This window comes from Marinobacterium sp. xm-d-530 (assembly GCF_013283365.1).
Classification (GTDB): domain Bacteria; phylum Pseudomonadota; class Gammaproteobacteria; order Pseudomonadales; family Balneatricaceae; genus Marinobacterium_E.
Genome location: NZ_WBYM01000003.1, coordinates 158,950 through 181,226, shown reverse-complemented (window position 1 = coordinate 181,226; position 22,277 = coordinate 158,950). Strand labels below are relative to the sequence as shown.

Annotated in this window: 23 protein-coding genes; 6 read left to right on the top strand and 17 right to left on the bottom strand. The window is 48.2% G+C overall.

Annotated elements, in window-relative coordinates:
- Positions 1–4: 4 nt before the first annotated feature.
- The gene (locus XMD530_RS06175) at positions 5–1,228 is read right to left on the bottom strand and encodes a hypothetical protein (RefSeq protein ID WP_173506897.1); all 1,224 of its coding nucleotides are present in this window, start codon (positions 1,226–1,228) and stop codon (positions 5–7) included.
- A gap of 11 nt (positions 1,229–1,239) precedes the next feature.
- Positions 1,240–2,634, bottom strand: coding sequence for a cytochrome ubiquinol oxidase subunit I (locus XMD530_RS06170; RefSeq protein WP_173481933.1), 1,395 nt, complete (start codon positions 2,632–2,634; stop codon positions 1,240–1,242).
- Between the two features lie 258 nt (positions 2,635–2,892).
- Between XMD530_RS06170 and XMD530_RS06165 the strand changes: the two genes are divergently transcribed.
- Positions 2,893–4,104, top strand: coding sequence for a hypothetical protein (locus tag XMD530_RS06165; protein WP_173481934.1), 1,212 nt, complete (start codon positions 2,893–2,895; stop codon positions 4,102–4,104).
- A gap of 78 nt (positions 4,105–4,182) precedes the next feature.
- Here XMD530_RS06165 and XMD530_RS06160 read toward each other — a convergent pair whose 3' ends face one another.
- The 10 genes from XMD530_RS06160 to pyrE all read right to left on the bottom strand — a co-directional run bounded on the left by XMD530_RS06160 (position 4,183) and on the right by pyrE (position 14,778).
- Positions 4,183–5,235 carry a GTP-binding protein gene (locus XMD530_RS06160; RefSeq protein WP_173481935.1) on the bottom strand — a complete coding sequence of 351 codons (1,053 nt, stop codon included), beginning with the start codon at positions 5,233–5,235 and terminating at the stop codon, positions 4,183–4,185.
- 12 nt (positions 5,236–5,247) lie between these two features.
- Positions 5,248–6,858, bottom strand: a complete 1,611-nt coding sequence (locus XMD530_RS06155; RefSeq protein ID WP_173481936.1) for an amino acid ABC transporter ATP-binding/permease protein — start codon at positions 6,856–6,858, stop codon at positions 5,248–5,250.
- The gene (cydD, locus tag XMD530_RS06150; RefSeq protein ID WP_173506896.1) at positions 6,855–8,540 is read right to left on the bottom strand and encodes a thiol reductant ABC exporter subunit CydD; all 1,686 of its coding nucleotides are present in this window, start codon (positions 8,538–8,540) and stop codon (positions 6,855–6,857) included. Before cydD ends, XMD530_RS06155 begins: the two co-directional genes overlap by 4 nt.
- A 73-nt stretch (positions 8,541–8,613) precedes the next feature.
- The gene (cydX, locus tag XMD530_RS06145) at positions 8,614–8,718 is read right to left on the bottom strand and encodes a cytochrome bd-I oxidase subunit CydX (RefSeq protein ID WP_173481938.1); all 105 of its coding nucleotides are present in this window, start codon (positions 8,716–8,718) and stop codon (positions 8,614–8,616) included.
- A gap of 12 nt (positions 8,719–8,730) precedes the next feature.
- Positions 8,731–9,867, bottom strand: coding sequence for a cytochrome d ubiquinol oxidase subunit II (gene cydB / locus XMD530_RS06140; protein WP_173506961.1), 1,137 nt, complete (start codon positions 9,865–9,867; stop codon positions 8,731–8,733).
- 2 nt (positions 9,868–9,869) lie between these two features.
- Positions 9,870–11,438 (bottom strand): cytochrome ubiquinol oxidase subunit I, encoded by a 1,569-nt coding sequence (locus XMD530_RS06135; RefSeq protein WP_173481940.1) that lies wholly within the window; start codon positions 11,436–11,438, stop codon positions 9,870–9,872.
- Between the two features lie 145 nt (positions 11,439–11,583).
- Positions 11,584–12,666 carry a molybdenum ABC transporter ATP-binding protein gene (gene modC, locus XMD530_RS06130; protein ID WP_173481941.1) on the bottom strand — a complete coding sequence of 361 codons (1,083 nt, stop codon included), beginning with the start codon at positions 12,664–12,666 and terminating at the stop codon, positions 11,584–11,586.
- Positions 12,663–13,355, bottom strand: a complete 693-nt coding sequence (gene modB / locus XMD530_RS06125) for a molybdate ABC transporter permease subunit (RefSeq protein WP_173481942.1) — start codon at positions 13,353–13,355, stop codon at positions 12,663–12,665. The genes modC and modB overlap by 4 nt, the downstream gene beginning before the upstream one ends.
- A complete protein-coding gene (gene modA, locus XMD530_RS06120) occupies positions 13,348–14,127 on the bottom strand; it encodes a molybdate ABC transporter substrate-binding protein (RefSeq protein ID WP_173481943.1) in 780 nt (259 codons plus the stop codon). The genes modB and modA overlap by 8 nt, the downstream gene beginning before the upstream one ends.
- A gap of 3 nt (positions 14,128–14,130) precedes the next feature.
- Positions 14,131–14,778, bottom strand: coding sequence for an orotate phosphoribosyltransferase (gene pyrE / locus XMD530_RS06115; RefSeq protein ID WP_173481944.1), 648 nt, complete (start codon positions 14,776–14,778; stop codon positions 14,131–14,133).
- 167 nt (positions 14,779–14,945) lie between these two features.
- On the opposite strand from pyrE, the gene XMD530_RS06110 reads away from it, so the two are divergent.
- Positions 14,946–15,719: an exodeoxyribonuclease III gene (locus XMD530_RS06110; protein WP_173481945.1), complete on the top strand. Its 774-nt coding sequence runs from the start codon at positions 14,946–14,948 to the stop codon at positions 15,717–15,719.
- A 46-nt stretch (positions 15,720–15,765) separates the two neighbouring features.
- Here the strand turns inward: XMD530_RS06110 and XMD530_RS06105 are convergent, their stop codons facing one another.
- From XMD530_RS06105 to rph, 3 genes are read right to left on the bottom strand one after another with little or no spacing between them, the layout of a single operon-like run.
- Positions 15,766–16,374, bottom strand: a complete 609-nt coding sequence (locus tag XMD530_RS06105; RefSeq protein ID WP_173481946.1) for a hypothetical protein — start codon at positions 16,372–16,374, stop codon at positions 15,766–15,768.
- Between the two features lie 3 nt (positions 16,375–16,377).
- A complete protein-coding gene (locus tag XMD530_RS06100) occupies positions 16,378–16,962 on the bottom strand; it encodes a HupE/UreJ family protein (RefSeq protein WP_173481947.1) in 585 nt (194 codons plus the stop codon).
- A 31-nt stretch (positions 16,963–16,993) separates the two neighbouring features.
- Complete coding sequence (gene rph, locus XMD530_RS06095; protein WP_305792178.1) at positions 16,994–17,761, bottom strand: ribonuclease PH; 768 nt, start codon at positions 17,759–17,761, stop codon at positions 16,994–16,996.
- Positions 17,762–17,846: 85 nt separating this feature from the next.
- On the opposite strand from rph, the gene XMD530_RS06090 reads away from it, so the two are divergent.
- Both XMD530_RS06090 and XMD530_RS06085 read left to right on the top strand, forming a co-directional pair.
- Positions 17,847–18,698: a YicC/YloC family endoribonuclease gene (locus tag XMD530_RS06090; RefSeq protein WP_254443079.1), complete on the top strand. Its 852-nt coding sequence runs from the start codon at positions 17,847–17,849 to the stop codon at positions 18,696–18,698.
- Positions 18,699–18,752: 54 nt separating this feature from the next.
- A complete protein-coding gene (locus XMD530_RS06085; protein ID WP_173481664.1) occupies positions 18,753–19,148 on the top strand; it encodes a DUF3429 domain-containing protein in 396 nt (131 codons plus the stop codon).
- A 4-nt stretch (positions 19,149–19,152) separates the two neighbouring features.
- Here the strand turns inward: XMD530_RS06085 and XMD530_RS06080 are convergent, their stop codons facing one another.
- Entirely contained in the window at positions 19,153–19,620 is a 468-nt protein-coding gene (locus XMD530_RS06080) for a MaoC family dehydratase (RefSeq protein ID WP_173506895.1), read from the bottom strand.
- A 25-nt stretch (positions 19,621–19,645) separates the two neighbouring features.
- Positions 19,646–20,662 (bottom strand): MBL fold metallo-hydrolase, encoded by a 1,017-nt coding sequence (locus XMD530_RS06075; RefSeq protein ID WP_173506894.1) that lies wholly within the window; start codon positions 20,660–20,662, stop codon positions 19,646–19,648.
- Between the two features lie 184 nt (positions 20,663–20,846).
- Here XMD530_RS06075 and XMD530_RS06070 point away from each other — a divergent pair, with 184 nt between their 5' ends.
- Both XMD530_RS06070 and XMD530_RS06065 read left to right on the top strand, forming a co-directional pair.
- A complete protein-coding gene (locus XMD530_RS06070; protein ID WP_173506208.1) occupies positions 20,847–21,311 on the top strand; it encodes a DMT family transporter in 465 nt (154 codons plus the stop codon).
- A 38-nt stretch (positions 21,312–21,349) separates the two neighbouring features.
- The gene (locus XMD530_RS06065) at positions 21,350–22,153 is read left to right on the top strand and encodes an enoyl-CoA hydratase-related protein (RefSeq protein WP_173506209.1); all 804 of its coding nucleotides are present in this window, start codon (positions 21,350–21,352) and stop codon (positions 22,151–22,153) included.
- Positions 22,154–22,277: the final 124 nt, after the last annotated feature.

The window sequence follows — 22,277 nt, the reverse complement described above, 5'->3', positions numbered from 1 at the left end:
CTCCTTACTGTGCCCATACCCAGAATCCGACGGCAAAGTAGTGCACGATCCAGATTAAGATGATGTAAATGGTCCAGTTACCCAGGCGAGAGATAGCCACAGATGGTGTGTAGGTGCCTTCTGTTTGTCCCGCCTGCCATGCAACCGTGATTAGGTAGGTGCAGGCCATGCCACCGACAACTGCGAAAGTCGCGAAGAACAGAATGGTGCTGTACCAATCCATGTTAATTGGGTAGTCCATTGGGTTGTAGCCAGACTCAACGACTAGGGCAACCCAGCGAATGATTTCACGATCAACCGCGACCAGTGCGATCACTACAAAGGCGACCGCTACTAACCAGTAGGCGTTGTAGCCGTTGTTAATTTTGCTGCCAAACAGAGTCGGCACCATCGCTAAAGCGATCAATGCTAGGGCTGTGATGTAGAGCATCGGGTTGGTTAAAAACTCAATTTGGTTCTCTGGCAGGCTAACCATCCAGATTGCACCAATAAGAATCGATACCACAGAGCCTTGAGCAAGCAGTTTACGCGCCAGATTATGAACAAACTCAAGGTAACCCGAGTCGCTACCAGGACGAACGCTGATGTAGTGGCGGTAGCCGTAAAGCCATGCGCCGGTTACCGGTGCTGCTAGAGCAATCATAAAGATGAAACGCGCCCAGTTGATTGAGTGAAGCTGAGTACCGCTGGCATCGATCTGCCCCTGCGGTGCGTACCACTCCATCCACTGATCAGGGGAGAGCATCTGGTTGGTTAGGGTGTGCATAATCAGACCCACAACAATGAACAGTGCGAGCGATAGAATCATGCTGCCAGGACATTTCGTCTTATTCTGCGTCAGATCTTCATTTTTAAAGTAGAAGAGGTAGATCAACAGATAAGCGACTGACAGTATGATAATGAATCCAATGACCCACCAAGCGGACAGCACATTAGAGGTGTACCAGAAAGGATCATAGATCACCTGCACAAACAGTAGTGGCGCAACGCCGATAACCACAGCAACCGACACCGCAATTTTTGCGGTCGATAGCATGGCATTAGCAAGCTGACGCCAGTAACTGTCTTGGCTTAATGCACCACGAATAGTCAGCGCTGCACCGCCCAACATAACGTGAACCGCAAACATATGAAGTGCAAAGGTGACGACACCTAACACTAAAAATAGAATCGGATGTGAGGGAACCCCGGCCACATCACGAAGTGCGTATAAAGAGTCTACATTCATCGTGATACTCCTTAGTGAGACTGAGACACAGTGATCGGATTACCCTGATCAGCCGCGACAGCAATAGATTGATCTTTCAACTGACGAATAAAGCTAGCCAAGGCCACTGCTTCATCTTGTTGAAGTGGAATTTGTGGCATGTAGAGCGTTGTACCACTCGACAGTGCAGCTCTTAGGTAGGCCGCAATATCCGACTCGCTTGAGTCGTCACCAAAGTAATTTGCCAGTGGGCGAATCCCTGTATCGGTCAGTGAGTGACAGTTTGAACAGGTGTTCAACGCCAGAGCTTGACCAACCGCCTCTTTATTAGAATCAGTCACCGTGCGAAGCTCTTCGGGAAGGAAGATTAGAGCGTTAGTGAAGCCATGCTCTTCAATGGTCGGGATCTCACTGTGAATACCAAGCCCCGGAACATCACGACCAATAACCTGGTTAGAGTAGACGTATCCACCTGCAACATAAGGCTTACGAATCGACTCACGCGCAACCTCTTCTGGCCAAAGTCCGAACACCAAAATGACGACCGTCATGACGCCCGCAATGGCTGGTTTTAGCAGCTTTGGTGCGGCCAGAGTGGCTGCGAAGTAGGCCATGATGCCGCCCATTACAGAGATTAGAGCGGGTGTGAAGTACTCCGGTAGACGATTCTCCATCACCAATTCAGCGGTCGCTGGAATCGTTGATAGGTACCATTTGAATAGACCAAGACCGGCTGCAGTCGCAACCAAACCTAGAATCGCCAGACGACGAACCATCTCTTTGCGGAAATCGATATCTTTAATTGAAGAGGCAACAATGCCTCCGACTACCGCTGTCATGGTGAACATAAACGCCGTTCGCATAGCCAATTGCGCAAAGGTGTTGGCGCCATAGAAACCGTTCAAGTAACCGCCTTCGGTGTACCAGTTTTCATTACCAGGCATCAGCATGAACGACAGAATACCGATAATGATTAGCATGGTGGTGTAAGAGGCTAGGCCAAAGATGATACTGATGCGCAGGTGTGTTTTCTGATCCACCTTATTCACCAAGTAGACGATCATGTAGACACCGATGACCTCGATGACAAAGAAGACCCACTCGGTTGCCCACTTCCAGACAAAGCTATGAATCAGTGCAGAGATACCACGCGGACTGCCGACCGTAGTTGAGAACCAGATGCCTGGTCCGGTAATCGAACCTAAGACATAAGAGAAGACCAAAAGAAACAGGCCGTAACGACGAATGTAGTCGAGAAGCTCTGGGCGGTTCTTACGGTAAGCGACCACCGCAAGGTAAGAGAAGACCAGTGCTGCACCCACAGATGTGTGTGAAAACAGAACGTGTATGGTCGCAATGATACCGATGATCCAACCTGAACCGAGTGTCGGCTCAAACCAGACTGGATAGAGTCCTAGCATCTCCATTGAATAATTCCCCTTGAAGACGATACGTTTTGGGGAGTACCTCCCCGCTCAATGGTCGAGTCATCTCGACCAGCTTGGCGAGCAGTATCTATTCATGCAGTGATCGTCGCATTGAGAATCCGCAACCGGATTTATAGGCTTTTGCGATAAATCAAAAGGGGATGATTAATATCTATATTAGATATTGCTAATTTAATGATTTGTTAATATATTAGAAAAGTCTAATACATTATGGTTTAACTAATTAGGAGATCTCCCATGTTCAGAAGAGACTCAACTCAGCCTTGGCATCCTAGCTTTTTCTTAGCTGCACTTGGCGCTGGCGGTATGTCAGTGGCATTTTTTATGTACCTAATGTGGATGGTTCCGCATAAGGGTTACCCTATGCCAACTTGGGACCACTGGACGAGTGCCTGGAGTGCTGACATTGCCAGTGGTATTCCAATGCCATTGATTATCGTTTTTGCTATTGCCGGTGTCGTTATTTTTGGCTTGTTGCACATTGCGCTGTTGGTTTGGAATATCCGCGAATACAACGCAGTTAAAGGCACTGACGCCCACGAGAAGATTTTGAACTCACCCGCTGAAGTTCAAATGATGGCCTTGCCTCTGACCTTCTCCATGACAGTGAACGTGATGTTTGTATCGGGTGCGCTATTTGTTCCGGGTCTATGGACGATTATTGAGTGGATGTTCCCCGGCGCGCTGATCGCCTTTTTGATCATCGGTTACTACGCGCTAAAAATGTACGGACGTTACTTGGGTCGCATGTTGACGCAGGGGGGTTACCGCAGTGAAGAGCACAACCACCTTTCACCTTTGATGGCGGCCTTTACCTTTTCGATGCTATCGGTCGGCTTTGCGGCGCCTGCAGCGATGTCACACATTCCCGCTGTTATTACAATTGCCGCGGTGTTCTCTTACCTGTTCTTAATCGCCGCAGTGTTGGTTGTTCTGGTTGTGTTGGTGTCGGGCGTCAATGCGATGATGCAGCATGGTCTACAAGAGCAAGCGACGCCAAGTCTTTGGATGTTGGTACCGATTGTGACACTGCTCGGTATTGAGTGGTTACGTATGGAACATGGCATTGCTCACCTAACCGGTGGTGCATTGGATGCTGGCGATAACTTCCAAATGATGACGTTGATGGTTGCCCTGCAAGCCGTGATCTTGATGGTTGGGTACCGTGTCATGAAGTTGAATGGTTACCTAGACAAGTATCTGCACGGAGGTGAGCACAGCCCAGTTGCCTTTGGTCTGGTCTGCCCAGGTGTTGCCTTCTTTGTGCTGAACCTTTTCTGGTGGCACGTTGCGATTGTCGGCAACGGCATTGTCGCTAAGTTTGGCTTAGTCTACTGGTTGGGTATCGGGGTTATGTTCTTGATTCAGGCCGCGACGATTTATGCGATTGTCCGCCTTACAAACAACATGCTTCGCCACCCAGAGTTAGTGGTAGAACCTGCAGTATAAACAGTAGGAGCGATCTCGAAGAGGTCGCGATTAACTGAAAAACCCCATGAAATGTCGTTATTTCATGGGGTTTTTACTTTACGGCTCCGCAATATCAATCAGCTCCTTAAACGTGTTCTCGATAAACTCTTTGCTGACGTTTTGCGTGATAAACACTAATCGTGTTCGCTGATCATCGTTTGGCCAGGCTGGTAGAGGAACGGGTGGGTGAAACAGTTGCTGTACCCCATGAATGACTAGGGGTTCTGCAACGCCTTCAATATTTAGTAGGCCTTTGATACGTAGGATGTTGCTGCCGACTAGACTCATTAATAACTGCATCCAATCTTGAAGCGCTTCTTTGCTAATCGGCTTTTCAACGGTCAGGCAGAAGGATTCGATGTTGTCACCATGACGTTTGGCATGATCATGATCGCAGCCATGCTGATGGCAATCATGGTCATGGTGGTGATCATGTTGTTCAGAATAAGCCTCCTCTTTTAACCAGGCCTCTACATCGGTTAGTTTGCCCTCAGTAGTGAACAATCCTAGGTTGAGCAGCTGATTAGGGTCTGCTTTACCGCTGGCCACCTCAAGCTTACGCGCACTGGGATTGATTTGGGTAAGTCGGCTGATTAACGCCTCTTTTGCCACTTTATCGGTCATATCCCCTTTGGTGAGTAGCAGCAGGTCTGCCAAAGCAGCCTGTTTTACGGACTCTTTATGCTGATCTAAGGTGTGTGACCCCGTAGCCAGATCGACCGTCGTGACAACACCATCTAATTGATAGGCTTCAGCAATCCAGCGATCGGTCATCAGAGTGTGAATGATGGGAGCAGGGTCTGCCAACCCAGTTGTCTCAATGATGATGCGCTTGAATTGTCGACCCTCAGGCTCTGAAATTTGTGCGGTTACTTCGTGAAGCGTGTTGACCAGATCACCCCGCACGGTGCAACACATGCACCCGCTGTCCATCTCCATCAAGACATTCTCGTTGCTCTCAGCCACCAACAGATGATCCAAGGCGATTTCACCAAACTCATTAATGATAACCAGAGTATCTGATAGTTCAGGCTGATTAATTAAGTAATTCAGTAGTGTGGTTTTTCCACTGCCTAAAAAGCCTGTGAGGAGTGTAATAGGGGTTTTCATAACAATGTCTCTCTACAGCTGGTGTAAGGCGTCCTGCGAAGCTCGTTGCTCAAGATCATGTGACACCAGAATAACCAGCTTATGTTGCCAAAGATCTCGTAGCGAATTGACGATGGTGGATTGAAGCTCAGCATCCATTCCAGCGAAGGGCTCATCTAACAGCAGGATGTCAGCCTGTTTCAGAAGCAGACGCGCCAAACCAATGCGTTTTAACTCACCGCCAGATGGCTCCCATTCACCAGGACCAATCCAAGTGTCGAGTTGCTTGGGTAGTGATTCGACCCATTCGCCTAGCTCTACTGTTTGCAGTGCACTGATAATCTCTTCGTCGCTTCGTTGGCCAGTGAAGTCTAGGTTGTGACGCAGTGTAGAGCGAACAATCTGTACTCGTTGAGGTAGATAAGCGATTTGAGATAAGGCGGTACCTTCAACGATCAGGCTGCCCTGCTGTAGCTCAAGTTCGCCAGCAATTAATCGAAGTAGTGTGGTTTTACCGCGGCCACTCTGTCCGGCAATCCAGTTTAAACCTAGCTGATTAAACTCAACAGATCGCGCTTCGAAGACGCTCTGTGCACTCCCCTCATAAGCGTATGAGAGCTCTTTGATTGAGATACCAAAATAGGGCTTTTCTATGCATATAGTGCGTTTTTCTTCGAAGTTTTGCTGATTTTTACTACTTTTGCCTAAGCGACTTAAAGCGCGTTGGCCTAACAGAAGGTGCGAGATGGCTCCATTTGCAGCGGCAAAGACCTCAATGGTTCCGAGAGATAACAGCAGCAACATAAAGATTAATGCGCCGGCCAGTTCACCCGTGAGATAGGCCTGCAGAGCCATGAGCAGTGTTAAGCCGACCAAAGATAAATTAATCAATTGCGATAGAAGGTTGATGAGTTGCTGGCGCTTTAGGGCTTGGAGTTCGAATAGATCCGACTGTCGGCTCTGCTGGCGCAACCTATTGCCCTCATGTTCAAGCTGCTGCGACAGGGTGAGCAGGCGCAAGCTTGAGAAGATACCGCTGGCGCGTGACCAGAGTGCATTTCGACTCAGATGCAGCTCAGACTCGGGCTCCAGAACCGCTTTAGCATAGAGCCAAGGAATTCCGATCAAAGCTAATAGAATTAATGGCAGGCTAGCTATCGCTAGACCGGGTAGAAACAGAGCCGTAACCAGAATAAACCCAAGCGCTGAAAAGAGAGCGGTAATGGCAGGCACGAGCGAATGCAGATGGATCCCTTCAATGTTTTGAATATCCTGCAGCATCTGACTCGCACTGTCGTGTCGATTCATCCGTGCGCTGATGTTTTGGCTGTTGGCTAATCGAGAGAAGATATCTCGTCTTAGTGTCGATATGAGCCTAAAGGTTGCTTCGTGATTGGCCAATCGCTCCCCGTAGCGACCAGCTGTGCGGGCAATGGAGAGACCACGAACGATGGCGCCGGGGGTGAAAAAGTTAAATGCATGAGCGGCGGCTGCCGTCACACCGGCTAAAGCCGCTGCACTGATGAACCAGCCTGATACAGCCAGTAGAGCGATGCCGGCAAATGCAGTGACAATGGATAGGGTTAAGCCGAGTAGAAAGACGCCTCGCTCTGCTAGCAGTAGAGACCAGTAGTGTCGATTCATGCATCTACCTCCGCTTTAGCTAAAGTGAGTCGTTGCGTGAAGTTGAAGCGATTGGTGCGGTGACTGGCCATGATGATCATGCCACCCTGTTCAACATACTGGTTTAGAGCATTCATAAACAATTCGGCGGTATCAACATCTAAGTTCGCTACAGGTTCATCAAGAAGCAGTAGTTTAGGTCGATGCAGAAGCGCTCGCGCAATCGAAAGACGTTGTGTCTGACCTCCCGATAGAAAGTGCCCAGAGTCCGTGATGAAGTAGTCCAAACCCTGCGGAAGTTGCTTAACGACGGTTTCTAATTGAGCCGATCCTAGGGCAGCCCAAATGTCATCATCAGAGTAACTCTTACCTAAGCAGAGGTTCTCCCTTAACGATCCATAGATCAGTTCTGGGTGCTGGGTTATGTATCCAATGGTCTGCTGCCAGTGAGGGTTGCTGTAAGGTTCGATTGTTGTTTCGTCAGCAGACAGGGATCCAGATAGTGGGGGACGAAGCCCTGCTAGGGTATCGAGTAAGCTCGTTTTTCCTGTGCCAGAAGGCGCTTCAATCAGTAGTGATTCACCCGCTTTAAGCTCAACAGAGACAGGTTTGTGAATGGCTTGATCACTACCTGATACTAGGCCTTCGATTTTTATCGATGCTTTAAAAGAGCCTGCTTTTGAAGGTTCACTAACTACCCTTGACTGTTCAGCGGCCTGTTTGAGTTGCTCAATTTGCTCGGCGACAGCCCGAGCATTCGATTTTGCGTGGTATAGCGCGCCCATCTTACGCAGGGGTAAGTAGTATTCGGGCGCTAGCATCAATAGAAAGGCACCTTCAGCAAAACTGATGTCTGTTCCCCATGCACCGAGAGAGTATTTGTCCAAAAAGAAGAGTCCTAAATAGACTGCGACCAGTGCCACGCTGATCGCGGCAAAAAACTCCAAGAGCGTCCCGGACAGAAACGCCAAACGCAGAACTTTCATCGTGCTAATACGGAACTGATCCGATTGATGATGCAACGCCTCGGTCTCTCTATCGACTGCTCTCTCTTGCTGAAGCAGATCGACGTTACGAAGACGATCTTCGAGTAGATGGCCAAGCCGATTGAGCTGCTCTAAGTTGTTGCGTGACGCTTCCCCCGCTTTATTACCGACAATGATCATAAAGATCGGAATCAAAGGCGTGGTCAGCAACAAAATCAGCGGCACTAACCAGTTCACAAAGCTAGCGGCAATTAGAATCAAAACGGGAGTCCATACAGCCATCTGCTTTTGAATCTTAAACTCTGCGTAATACTCTTTGAGCTTGTCGACTTCACTGGTCAGCAGGTTGGCCAGTTGTGCCGGCTTGAAAGCAGGGAAGAGCGAAATCCCAGTTTTAAAACTGAGGCTAAGAATCTGCTCTCGCAAGCGATCGCGGATGGTGACTGAGTTGCGCAGATTGATAGTCGATTGCCAGAGTGATGCAGCCGCTTTAACGGCAAGAATGAGGAAGGCCGCAGCGACCAAAAGAAGCGGGCTGTGATCTAAGCTGCCCTGAGTTAATAGCTGATCGATTAGCAGAGCGACCCAGTAGGCGAATCCAATAGTACAAAGCGTTTGAATCACGCCCAATAGCAGCGACAGGCGCATGGAACCCTTCAGATCAAACTGGTGCTGATCGAGGATTGCGGTCGGGTTGGATTTTCGTTGTCTGGCCAACTTAACACTCACTAAGGTTTACAAAAAAAGGGGCTCGAAAGCCCCTTGATTACGTACAGCTAGAGCGTACAGATTAATCGTCTGCGCGCTGCTCCTCTTCAGCATCCAACCACATCGCGTTGATGATGCCGAAGCTGCAGGCTAGGAGTACGCCAAGGATCCAAGCAAAATACCACATCTTCTTAATCTCCTAGTAGTTTGAAACGCTGTTTTGTTCGATGAACTCAGGTTCAATTCGACGCCACATTTTGTAGTAGCCCCAGAGGGTGTAACCCAAAATGATCGGTACAAAGAACAGAGCCACCCAGAACATGATCTCAAGTGTCAGTTCACTCGACGTCGCATCCCACAGCGTTAGAGCGCTGGCTAGATCAGTCGATGAAGGCATCACGAATGGGAATAGGGTGAAACCGGTCATAAGAATGATCGCTGCGATCGCCAGTGAGCTCAACGTAAAGGCAAAACCACTTTTACCCGCTTTAGCCATTAAGCTTGTTAGCAGAGGGAGTGCCACAGATGCCGCTACCAATGTCCAAAGGATTGGGTAATCGGTGTAGTTACCGAACCAGTTGTCAGTGGTCGTTACGGTTTTGCTCAACGGGTTAGAAGGAGCATCACCCACGACAGTAGAGCTGATTTCGTAACCAGGAATACCGTAGTACAACCATGCACCCGCAACCGCTAAGAGTACCGTTAGAACCGGACCTAGCAGAGTTGCCATAGTTTGAGCGCGGCCTTGAACCTCACCGCCGGCACGCATCTGCAACCAAGTTGCACCCTGCAGAGCAAGCATTACCACGCTGGCTAGGCCACAGACAATGGCGAATGGGTTCAACAGAGCCCAGAAAGAACCGGTGTAGATTGGGCGGGTAAACTCGTCAAAGTAGAAGGGCACGCCTAAGAATAGGTTGCCGAATGCCACACCAAAGACCAGTGATGGAACAAACGAGCCCACTGCCAGTGCATAGTCCCAGTTGCGACGCCAAGCGACAGAGTCCTTCTTAGAGCGGTACTCAAATCCGACAGGACGGAAGAATAGTGCGAACAGTACCAGTAGCATGGCCCAGTAGAAGCCAGAGAATGCTGTTGCGTAAACCAGTGGCCAAGCGGCAAAGATGGCACCACCGGCAGTGATTAACCACACCTGGTTACCGTCCCAGTGAGGCCCGATGGTATTGATGATGACGCGGCGCTCAGTGTCCGTTTTACCCAATACAGGGATCATCATAGCAGTACCCAAATCCATGCCGTCTGCAATGGCAAAACCAATCAGTAGAACACCCACCAACAGCCACCAAACAAGTCGAAGCGTTTCGTAATCAAACATCATTAAGCTCCTTGAGTCGCTGTGTTCTGTTCAAAGTGGTAACGGCCAGTCTGCAAGGCGCTTGGGCCTTTGCGGATGTATTTCACCATCAGGTAGATCTCGATGACCAAGAACAGAGTGTAGAGTCCAATAAAGCCCGCCAAGCTCATCCACAGATCCGTCTCAGTTAGGTGAGAGGTTGCGACATAGGTCGGAAGAATTTCACCGATCGCCCAAGGTTGACGGCCAAATTCAGCAACGAACCAACCCATCTCACTGGCAATCCAAGGAAGCGGTAGAGAGAGCAGTGCGAACCACTGCAACCAACGTGTCTGGTAAGCCTTACGCTTAGCGGTGTAGTAGAAGGCTAGGACAAATAGAAGCAGCATCGTAAAGCCTGCACCGACCATGACACGGAAGGTCCAGAACATCGGAGCCACCTGTGGAATGGTGTCCCGAGCCGCCAGTTTGATCTGCTCTTCGGTCGCGTCAACAACCGCCTGCGTGTAACGCTTCAACAGCAGACCGTAGCCCAGATCAACGCTGACTTTAGAGAACGCAGCACGATTTTCAGGAGTGTCTTCACCGTTACGCAGTTTCTCTAGAAGGCCATAAGCGACAATGCCGTTGCGAATGCGATCTTCAGCATGAGCCACTAGATCTTTAATACCGGTAACCTCCTCATCCAAGGAGCGGGTTGCAATTAGACCCAAGGCGCCCGGAATTTTCAGAGCGTAGTCAGTTGTCATGGTCTCTTCATTGGGAAGGCCGACAACGGTAAAGGCTGCAGGTGCTGGGTGTGTATCCCACTCCGCCTCGATCGCTGCCAATTTAACCTTCTGCACTTCGCCCACTTCGTAGCCAGATTCGTCACCTAACACGATGACAGAGATCGCAGAGGCTAAACCGAAGGCTGAAGCGATCGCGAATGAACGACGTGCAAATGGAATGTCACGGTTACGCAGCATGAAGTAGCTGCTGACGGCTAGAACGAAGATAGCGCCCGTTACATAACCTGCAGAGACAGTGTGAACAAACTTAACCTGCGCCACTGGGTTTAGCAGGACTTCCGCGAAGCTGTCCATCTCCATGCGCATGGTTTCAAAGTTGAAGTAGGCCCCAACAGGGTTCTGCATCCAACCGTTGGCGATCAAAATCCACAACGCAGAGAAGTTAGAGCCCAGTGCGACCAACCAGGTCACAGCAAGGTGCTGTACCTTGCTCAGGCGATCCCAACCGAAGAAGAACAGGCCGATCATAGTGGATTCAAGGAAGAAGGCTACCAGACCTTCAATCGCCAGCGGTGCACCAAAGACGTCGCCCACGTAGTGCGAGTAGTAGGCCCAGTTGGTTCCAAATTGGAACTCCATGGTCAAACCGGTGGTCACACCTAGCGCGAAGTTAATACCGAACAACTTACCCCAGAATTTGGTCATATCGCGGTAGATCTGCTTGCCGGTCATGACATAGACAGATTCCATGATGGCCAGCAGGAAGGATAGACCGAGGGTCAGTGGTACAAATAGAAAGTGATACATCGCGGTAATAGCAAACTGCCAACGCGATAGTTCCACAACCGATTCTGAAATCATCGGGGATGCCTCCAGTAGACAAATTAAGCACAAAAATTATGTGCACTGCACAAAGTTTCAGAATTGTAATCGGTTATATAGTCAAAAGTAATTGATATATATCTAAAGTCTTAACGATAAATGCTCACGACTAGTTGAGAAAATCTCAACCTTGGCAGCGGTTAGAGGGGCAGATGTTGACCGATTTTATGATCAGAACGCAGGGATCGCCGATCTTGAGGTTTAGATTGTTAAGGGAGCGTTTGGTGATGTGTGTTGAGACGATATCTGTTGCAATGCACACGTTAATAAGTACATCACTCGATGAAGTCGTTTCAATGGATTCAACCCTTCCGGAAACCTGATTCAAGGCAGAGATGCCTGCCACTTTTGCGGTCGATAGGATTAGATCGTTCGCGACCAGTTCAAGGCAGACCGCTGAACCTATGGGTGCATCAAGGGTCGGCACATAGAGTGTTTCGCTGGCCACTTGAAGCTCGGACAGTCCATCGGGGTGTTGTGCCACTAACTGGGTTGTCAGTGTCGACTTGATCGCACGATTGGCGGTTCGCGCGACCTTGCTGTTGGCCATCACCTCTCGCGCAGGCCCTTGAGTCACAATGCGGCCCTGCTCCAGTGCGATGACATGGTCAGCCAGCTCTAATACCTCTTCGGGTGAGTGGGTTACGTAGAGCATAGGAATACCCAATTCCCGGTTTAATTTTTTGAAGTAGGGGAGTAGCTCCGCTTTTCGGGCGCCATCGAGTGCTGCAAGGGGTTCATCGGCCAGAATAAGATCTGGTGCGCTTAATAACGCACGACCAATCGCAACACGCTGTTTTTCACCACCAGAGAGTGAATTTGGCGTTCGCCTAAGTAGGGGTTTTATACCTAAAAGTTCGACGATCTGGTAAAAATCGACGCTTTTGTCGACCTTATTGAAGCGTTTCGCGTAATTTAGATTCTGCTCTACTGTCAGATGTGGAAAGAGTCGGCTCTCTTGAAAAATGTAGCCAATGTTGCGTTGATAGGGCTTTAAGCTCGTGTTTGAAGCGCTATCAAATAACACCCGATCGGACAGAGTGACGCGGCCTTGGCTGTTGCTTTGCAAGCCGGCTATCGCATTGATTGTGGTGGTTTTCCCTGAACCTGACTCGCCAAATAGAACCGTGATGCCACTGGGGGCTTCAAAGGCTATATCAAGCGAGAAGTTTGGCATCGACTGCTGCAAAGTGACTGACAGTGTCATGACTGCAACCTCCGGCTCATACGACGTGACAGCCATTCAGAGGCAAGAAGTGCACTCATCGCAATGATAATAGAGATGATCACCAGTTTGGTCGCAGAGCTTTCACCACCGGGTACCTGAAGAAACGCATAGATAGCCGAAGGGAGTGTCTGAGTCTGACCTGGAATATTCGATACAAAGGTGATGGTGGCTCCAAACTCACCCATCGCTTTGGCAAAGCCCAGAACGGAGCCGGCGATCACACCAGGAAGCATTAAAGGTAGGGTGATGGTGATAAACACCCAGCGCCTTGAGGCACCCAGGGTTGCGGCCGCTTCCTCTAATTTAGGATCAATGGCTTCAATGGAGAGACGAATAGCACGAACCAGTAATGGAAAAGCCATGATGGCTGCTGCTAATGCGGCACCGCTCCAGCGGAAAGCAAACTCAATTCCCCACTCAGCAAGGAATGATCCGACAGGCGTGCGTTTTCCGAAGGTCATTAACAGCAGATAACCCGTTACAACGGGCGGTAAGATCAAGGGTAGATGGACAATTCCGTTGAGAAGCTGTTTCCCTGCAAACTCCTTTTTCGCCAGAAGATAGGCAACGCCAATGGCCACAGGCAGGCTAAGCAGTGTTGCCCAAAAAGCTACCTTAATTGATAGGAGAACTGCCGCCCACTCGTTGGGGCCTAGCCAATCAGTCACGTTGTTGCGAATCCATTAAAAAGCCGTTGCGCTCTAGTATCGCCCTAGACTGCTCTGAGCGCAAAAACTCTAAAAATGCCGCGGTTGATTTATCACTCTCTGTAACAGCCGCAACCGGATATAGAATTCTGTCATGGGACTCTGTAGGGAAGGTGGCAGCTATTGAGACCTTGGGTTCAGCCACCGCATCCGAGTGATAGACGATCCCTAAAGGTGCTTCACCTGAAGCAACTAATGCAAGTGCAGACCGCACATTGTCTGATTGAGCGACTTGCTGCTTAAGGGGGTCCCAAAGATCAAAATAAGTAAGTGCTTGCTTACCGTAAATGCCAGCAGGTACAGATTCCACAAGACCCATGGCCAGGTATTCATTGTCCAGCCAATCGAGCAGTTCTTGCGACCTGGTGAGGGTGAGTTTTGCGTCTGGAGTATGACTTATCAGTACCAACTGATTACTGGCCAGGTTGAAGCGAGTCGGTTCATTAATTAGCGCCCTATCAGATAGGTAATCCATCCAGGCAGTGTTGGCAGAGATGAAAATATCGGCTGGTGCGCCCATCTCTATTTGACGTGCTAAGGTGGCAGACCCCGCATAAGAGACAACAATCGAGTCTGAATGGTCTGCCTCGTAATGTTCTGTGATCTCATCGATCGCATTTTTTAAGCTCGCTGCTGCAAACACAGTAAGTGTGTTTGCAACGGCTTGTGAGGATGCAAAAGCAGCCAGACTCAGCGTGAGTATTGATCTAAGTAGGACTGCTTTAAACTGCATAAGTTATGCGCTGATTCCGTATTCGTCACGGTAGGCTCGAATGGCCGTTAACTCAGCATCACGACCACCTTGCTCTTCAAGGTACTCAACGAGATCATCTAAGGAAATGATGCTAGCAACTTGCATGTTGTAGTCACGCTCAACTTCCTGAATGGCGGAAAGCTCACCTGTACCTCGTTCCATACGGTTCAGTGCGATCACCGTGGCGGCTGGTGTTGCACCATTTTCGTCGATCAGCGTCATCACCTCACGGATAGCGGTACCCGCGGTAATGACATCGTCGATGATCAGAACACGGCCAGCGAGTGGTGCGCCCACTAGGTTGCCACCTTCACCGTGATCCTTAACCTCTTTGCGGTTAAAAACATAAGGAACGTCTTTACCGAAATCATTTGCCAGTGCAACGACGGTCGTTGTTGCAAGGGGAATGCCTTTGTAAGCAGGCCCAAGCATGACGTCGTAATCGATCTTCGCGTCTTCAATTGCCGCTGCATAGAAACGACCCAGTTTTGCTATGGCATCACCGGTATTGAAAAGGCCTGCGTTAAAAAAGTAAGGGCTAGTTCTACCCGATTTTAGGGTGAACTCACCAAATTTAAGAACGCCTTTTTCGATTGCGAATTCGATGAACTCACGCTGGTAGCTTTGCATAATAGTGAAATCCTTAGAACTGGGTTTAATCCGCGTAGGATACCTGAACAGAGTTCAACTCCCAAACCAACTTCTTTCAGCTTTAAAAAATTCCGTTTTTATGAATCTATCGCTACAATTGCAATCTTTAGTCTAACAACAATAGTTATACGGAGCGCTTCGAACTCATGCGCGTAATTACTTTTAATACTCAAGGCATTGTTCAAGCCGCTGATCGGGGCTTTTTCGATTGGATGGTTAAGCAGGATGCGGATGTTGTCTGCTTGCAAAACATTCGTGCACGTGAGTATCAATTAGATGATTCTCGCTACCACCCTGAGGGTTACGAAGCCTACTTCTTTGAAGCCTTTGATGATGACTACAGCGGTGTAGCGATCTACACCCGCCGTCTACCTAAAGCGATTATGATCGGCTTAGGTTTTGAACAGTGCGATTTCCAAGGCCGTTATATTCAGGCTGACTTCGAACGATTCAGCGTCGGTTCTTTTAATGTGCCATCGGGTCTCAAAGGACCAGACGCTCAAGCAGAGAAAGAGAAGTTCATTGAGCAATTTGAAAGTCACTTTGAGAAGACTCTTCGCAAGCGTCGTGAATTCATCTTCGCCGGTAGCATGAAAATTGCGCACAAACCGGTCGACTTGAGTAACTGGTATGCCAATCAGACCGTATCTGGATTCCTTCCAGAAGAGCGTGAGTTCATGGAGGAGCTATTCGGTGAAATGGGCTACGTCGACACAATGCGTGAGTGTACAAAAGCGGATCGCGAATACACTTGGTGGCCAGACTACAACCGTGCCCGTGAGCTAAATGAAGGTGCGCGCTTGGATTACCAGATTACGACTCAAGGTCTGCGTAAAACCATTCAGCACTGCAGTATCTACAAAGGTCAGCAGTTCTCTGAGCATGCACCCTACATCGTGGATTACGATCTCGATTTTTAATTGAGAATTGGATTTTAGAAACCCTCTTTACGAGGGTATTTTATTGTTAGTGCGAGAAGAAAGCTAACATCATGATCTGAATCGCTGCGAGCCAAGAGCAGGCTACCCTGACGGCAATTCGTGAAAAGGTTGCGGGCAGCTTTTCCAGTAGTAACTCACCGGTTGCGGCGCCAAGCATCACTGGCAATATCGCCCCAAGTGTCACACCGACATAGATGGAGACGCTTAACTCCATCCAGACATGCCCCTCCAAAGAGACCATCTGGACAAGCAGGCCAGTAAACAGTGCAAGGATCAGTGTTAGCGGTTTGAACTGCTGGTTCAAGCTAGCACCCAGGGTTGCAGTGATAGCGCCGACAACCGTAGCCCCCATCATCACCCAGGTGGTTACTGAAGGCGCCAGTAAAAAGCCCAAGACTAACCCCACAACAAAGAGGGGAAGGGCTTGAACCACACCGCGATTCTTCCACAGTGCAATCATTAGGCCTAAAGAGAGGGTGGCAAATAGAGTGACTTGATCAAAGATCACCACGCTGGCCCCTTCAACAAAACTAGCAAATTGATCGGTGCCAGCCCCAAAACTATGCGCTACTGCCAGGTTAGGCAGTAACACTGAGGTCAAAAGAAGCAGTATTGAGCGTGATGGATAGACCATAGGTTAAAGCACACCAAATAGGTAGCCAGCACCGACTAATGCAATGATCGCCCCACCTAGACGAACCAAACTCGCACCAAAATCGAGTTTGGTTAGGAAGCCGAACGCGATACCGATAAGGTGCAGTAGACCAGTCGCAATAACAAATCCAACGGCATAACCGTAAGCGTTAAACTCTGTTGGGAACTCTGTGCCGTGAGCGTGACCATGGAAGATCGCAAAGATGCCCACGATCACAGCGGCTATCCATAGCGGTGCCTTAACAGCAAAGACAATCAGCAGACCAAGAACCACACCCGAAAGCGCAATACCCGTCTCCACTGCAGGAAGCGGCATACCGGCAATGCCTAAAGCACCGCCAATTGCCATGACCAGTGGGAAAACGACCGGAAGTATCCAGATGGCGGGTGCGCCTAAAAAAGCACCCCAAAGGCCGACTGCAACCATTGCAACGACATGATCCCAACCCATGATGGGGTGCCAGAAGCCAGATGCAAAACCTGTGTTGATACCTTCACCAGTATGGGCAAACGCCATGCTGCTGAAAATCATCAAAGATAGAGCTGTAGCGAGTTGTTTGATAGTCATTCTTAGTTCCAGGAAATTAAATTTTAGTTGCTTACGCCAGTGAGGCTTTTTGGATTGCTGTGAGCTCTTCAATGCCTTTCTTAGCTAAGGTTAGCAACTGATTCAGTTCATCTTGAGTGTAAGGAGCACCTTCTGCTGTGCCTTGGACTTCAACAAAACCGCCGGTTTCAGTCATGACGACGTTCATATCAGTTTCGGCTGTTGAATCTTCTGCATAATCCAAATCCAATACCGCTTGGCCTTTATAGATGCCCACCGAAATAGCTGCGACTTGGTTTTTAATCGGGTTGCCTTTAAGTGCGCCGTTTTTGTCTTTTTTCAGTTCGTTGATCGCATCAATCAGCGCAATGTACGAACCGGTAATTGAGGCGGTACGAGTACCACCATCTGCTTGCAGAACATCACAGTCGATGGTGATGGTGTTCTCGCCTAGCTTATCTAGATCAATCGCAGCACGCAGTGAACGGCCGATCAGGCGCTGAATCTCAAGCGTGCGTCCTGACTGCTTACCGCGCGATGCCTCACGATCGGTGCGGCTATTGGTTGCACGAGGCAGCATGCCATACTCAGCGGTTACCCAACCTGAGCCTGATCCGCGCAACCAGCGAGGTACACCTCGAGTAACTGACGCATTACAAAGGACTTTTGTATTGCCAAACTCGATCAAAACCGAACCTTCTGCATGCATTGTAAAATTACGAGTGACTTTAACGTCGCGCATTTGGTCTGGTTGACGCCCACTTGGGCGCATTGCATCTAAACCTAGGTTTTTCAATTGATCAGAGAGTGGAGAGCTCATGTAGGTACCTTAAAAGTGCCGGCATCGGCTGTTATAGTGACAATCAATCTATGGTAATCGAGTTTGACAGTATATGACACAGAGTATGACCGCTTTTGCCCGTTCAGAAGCTGAATTTTCATGGGGTACCTTGGTTTGGGAAATTCGTTCGGTTAATCAGCGTTTCTTAGAGCCTCATTTCAAACTTCCAGACTTTATGCGTCAGCACGAGATAGCCATTCGCGACAAGCTGCGCAAACGCCTGGCCCGCGGCAAAGTTGAATGTTCGCTTCGGTTCCATGAATCGGTGGGTCAGCAGAGTGTTCAAGTGGATCAAGTGCGGTTGCAGCAGATTAATGAAGCGCTACAGCAGATTAAACTCAGTGGTGCTTCAGAGGGAAGGGTTGATCCTTTGGCTCTGCTTCAATTCCCGGGCGTGATGAACAGCACTTCAGCTGATCCTGGTGAGGTAGGTCAGGCCGCGCTAGCGCTATTTGATGACGCATTGGCTCAACTTATTGAGGGCCGTCATCGCGAAGGGATTGAGTTGGCGGGTTTGATAGAGGATAGGTTGCAGTCAATTGCGGCGATCGTCGGCAAAATAAGATCAAAAATGCCGCAAATTATCGAAAATCAAAAAGCGAATCTAGTCGAAAGAGTGTCGCAATTAGGAGTCGACCTTGATGCCGAACGTCTTGAGCAAGAGGTAGTGCTGTTGGCACAACGTGCCGACGTTGCAGAAGAGCTGGACCGTCTAGATACCCATGTGACTGAAGTAAGACGCATCTTAATAGAGAAGGGGCCAATTGGTCGTAAGCTGGATTTTCTAATGCAAGAGTTGAACCGTGAAGCTAACACACTGGGCTCCAAATCCGTTGTCGTCGCAACGACTCAAAGCGCGGTAGAGCTTAAGGTTTTGATTGAACAGATGCGCGAGCAGATACAGAATATCGAATAAGATCCTGAATACCGACAGCTGCGTAACTCATAGAAACAGTTAAGAGTATTTCGCGTGATTAAGTTAGCACACCGTCTGGGTTATGCCGGGTTGATCCCTTTCGTCGGATTGGCTTTTCAGTTTGAAGATGCAGCGTCTGTCTCGGCTTTTATGAGTTATTCCGCTGTGATCCTCTCGTTTTTAGGAGGGATTCACTGGGGAGTTGCTATGCGGGATAGCAACTTTGCTTCTGATGCTCGTTTGGCCATTTGCATGCTCCCTTCACTTTTAGCCTGGTTGGCACTTTTACTCCCCCTCTATTTAGGTTTGTGGGTTGGGTTAATTGCCTTTTTGGTTTGGTGGGCCTGGGATCATACTCAGATTGAAGATGGCGATTATCGGAGATTGAGAACTCATCTAACGGTGGTCGTTTCGCTATGCCACATCTGGTTGATTGCTCATTTAAATTAGTTGACTATTTTGGAGCGAAAATTCCGCCTTTCACTCCCGCGCTGGTGCGAAATACCAATAGCGAGCTATCAAATGTTTGGCGTGTTTCCCCATGCTGATTGATGGTTTTAGCATGAATCTTCACCACACCACGGTCGGGTTTCGACTTAGACGGTATCACCTCTAATATCTCGGTCTCTACGTGAAGCACATCGCCAGGACGAGTGGGTGTTAACCAGCGTAGGCTAACGCCGCCGCCAATAACGCCAGAGGCAATCGGAAGTGATTTTGCGATCAGGCGCATTGTAATTGAGCCTACCTGCCAACCACTCGCTGCAAGGCTTTCAAAGAAGGAGTCTTGGGCTGATTCATTAGATAAATGGAAAGGTTGAGGGTCGTAGTGTTCGGCAAAAGCTACGATATTCTCGTCAGTGATCTCATAGTTTTCACTTATATATTTATCGCCTGCTTTTAAATCTTCTAAATAGAGCATCGTAACGTCTCTTTAATGTTATTGGTTAGGCAGCTTTATAAAGTGGAATATCACTCTCAGCCCCCAGTGTTTGAATATTCTTTTCAGTCAACTGGTAGTTGATATAAGCCATTGTCTCACCATAAGCTAGGTGATGATCCAAAGGTGAGAGCTCCCTTGGAAAGAGAGCTCTCAGAATCTCTTCGGCAGTACTCGGTGTTTGGCAAAAGCTGAGTATTTTGTGAGCGTTGTCTAGATAACCTTTAATAAGCTCATCTACACGATCATGGAGATTGGACATCGTCTTCTCATGTGATGGAAGAACCAATGTGTCTTTAGGTAGTGATTTAAGTCGCTCTAAACCAGCAATCCAACTTTTTAGTGGGTTGCTATTGAGTTCTCCAAAACGGACGCTGACATTAGAGCTAATCCTAGCGAGCACTTGGTCGCCCGATATTAATATGCTCCGGTCCTGATTAAACAGTGATGTGTGTGCAACCGTATGGCCATCATTGATTTGTATCTGCCAGGTTTCACCATTGATGACTAATTTCCCCTCTTCTAGCGATAGGTATTTATCTGGGAGGGGGTGGAATGCTTTCTGAAAGCCCAATAAGCCTCTAATTATTAGCTCGTAATCTGTCTCAGGTATGCCCCCGCAATGATAAAAGTCGTTTAACTCAGTAGCTAGAGTGGTGTCATTTTTCGGATCCATTCCCAGAAAATGCTGTAATCCATCATACTCCGCTTTAGTGACCCAGAGAGGCACCTGCCAGGTTTCACAAATCCAACCAGCTACTCCAATGTGATCCACATGAGTGTGTGTTGCGAGGACGGCTTTAAGGGGCTTTGCTTTTGGTAGCGTATTTAGAATCTCTTTTAGAATAGTTTGCGAGTGTTCGCTCTTGATCCCAGTATCAACCAGAATCCATCCGTCATGATCCTCAATAAGGTATACATTTATATGATCTAATGCATAGGGAAGAGGGAGCCGTATTTGATAAATGCCATTAGTAATTTTAGTTGGCTTTCGAGTTAAGTTGATTAATTGATCTGAATGCATGAGCTCATTTGTTGTCGCTGGGTTATGGGGGCTTCTTAAACATTTTATTTTATAGATTTTTGTATATCGGATCGAGAAACTATCTTTGAGTTGATTTCCGTAGATCAGGTAGATTGCTATTATTTCAAACAATAAAAATAATTATCTAAAGTTAGGCTATGAAGGCTTTGTGGGAGTATCAGAAATGAATAATTCAATTGTATATGCTTTGGTAATGTTGCTTGCAGGGATTGGTATTCCGACTATGGCAACCTTAAATGGTGGCTTAGGTGGTCGTCTAATGAGTTCATCATTGGCTACTGCAATGGCGCTTGCATTAGGTTTTACATCAGTTGCAGTTTACTTGCTCGTAACAGAGGGCTTCCCGAGTAAATTTGTTGCAGATGATCTACCCATCTATTTCTACTTGGGTGGTTTTTGCGTTGCTTTTTACGTCATCAGCGTAACCTGGATTGTTCCTCGATTTGGCGTCTCTAATGCTATCGCTTTTGCGTTGCTTGGACAGCTAATAGCGATGAGCGCAATTGATCACTTTGGGCTATTCGGTGCGCAGCAATATGTTATTACCCTTAAGCGAATCGCTGGACTGCTGATAATGGCGTTGGGTATCTATTTAGTATTAGATAAGTCTGTTGCAAACAATCATTAAGACCTTCAATCAAAGCATTTTTATATTCGAGGTATAGAGTGACCATACCAATTTTAAAAGACGCTCTTATTCGCAAAGAAGGAAGAGTCGCTATTTTAACCATGAACCGCGACGATGTTCGAAATGCATTGACAGGGACAAATCTGGTTGAAGATATCCTTGCAACAGTTGAGTGGATTAATCGTGAATCGGAGATTTCTGTACTCATCATTACTGGAGCTGGTTCCTCATTCAGTGCGGGCGGTAATGTTCATGATATGGCTAATCGGGAAGCAGATTTTGCTGGTGATGTTGCGGAATGTGCAACGCGTTATAGGCATGGCATTCAACGGTTACCGGTGGCACTGCAATCATTAGAGGTACCAATAATAGCAGCAGTGAATGGTGCTGCAATTGGTGCAGGATTTGATCTGGCAAATATGGCCGATGTGAGACTTGCTTCAGAACACGCAAAATTTGGTGAAACATTTCTCAATTTGGGAATTATTCCTGGAGATGGAGGGGCTTGGTTTCTGCAGCGACTAATCGGTTATCAACGTGCCTTTGAATTGACTCTGACGGGCAGAGTAATCGATGCGATAGAGGCAAAAGAACTCGGAGTTGTACTGGAGGTTGTTCCAGATGATCAGCTTTTAAACGCATCATTGGAATTGGCAAACCGCATTGCGGCACAACCGCCAAAAGCAACGCGCCTAACTAAAAGGTTGATGAAAATGGCGCAGCGTATGGAGTTAAAAGACTTTCTCGATCTGTGTGCCTGTTTTCAAGGAATGTGTCATAACGAACCAGAACACCTTGACGCAGTACATCGATTACTGGAGTCGCTATCGAAAGCTAAGTGAATTTAAGTGCACCCTCGCTACAGCCTAAGTGGTCTCGAAAGGTCAAGCAGCAAAAACTGAGGCGTTTAATTTGATGTGTAGTAAAAGGCAATTTGTCTTTATTGATAAATTGCCATTTACACTG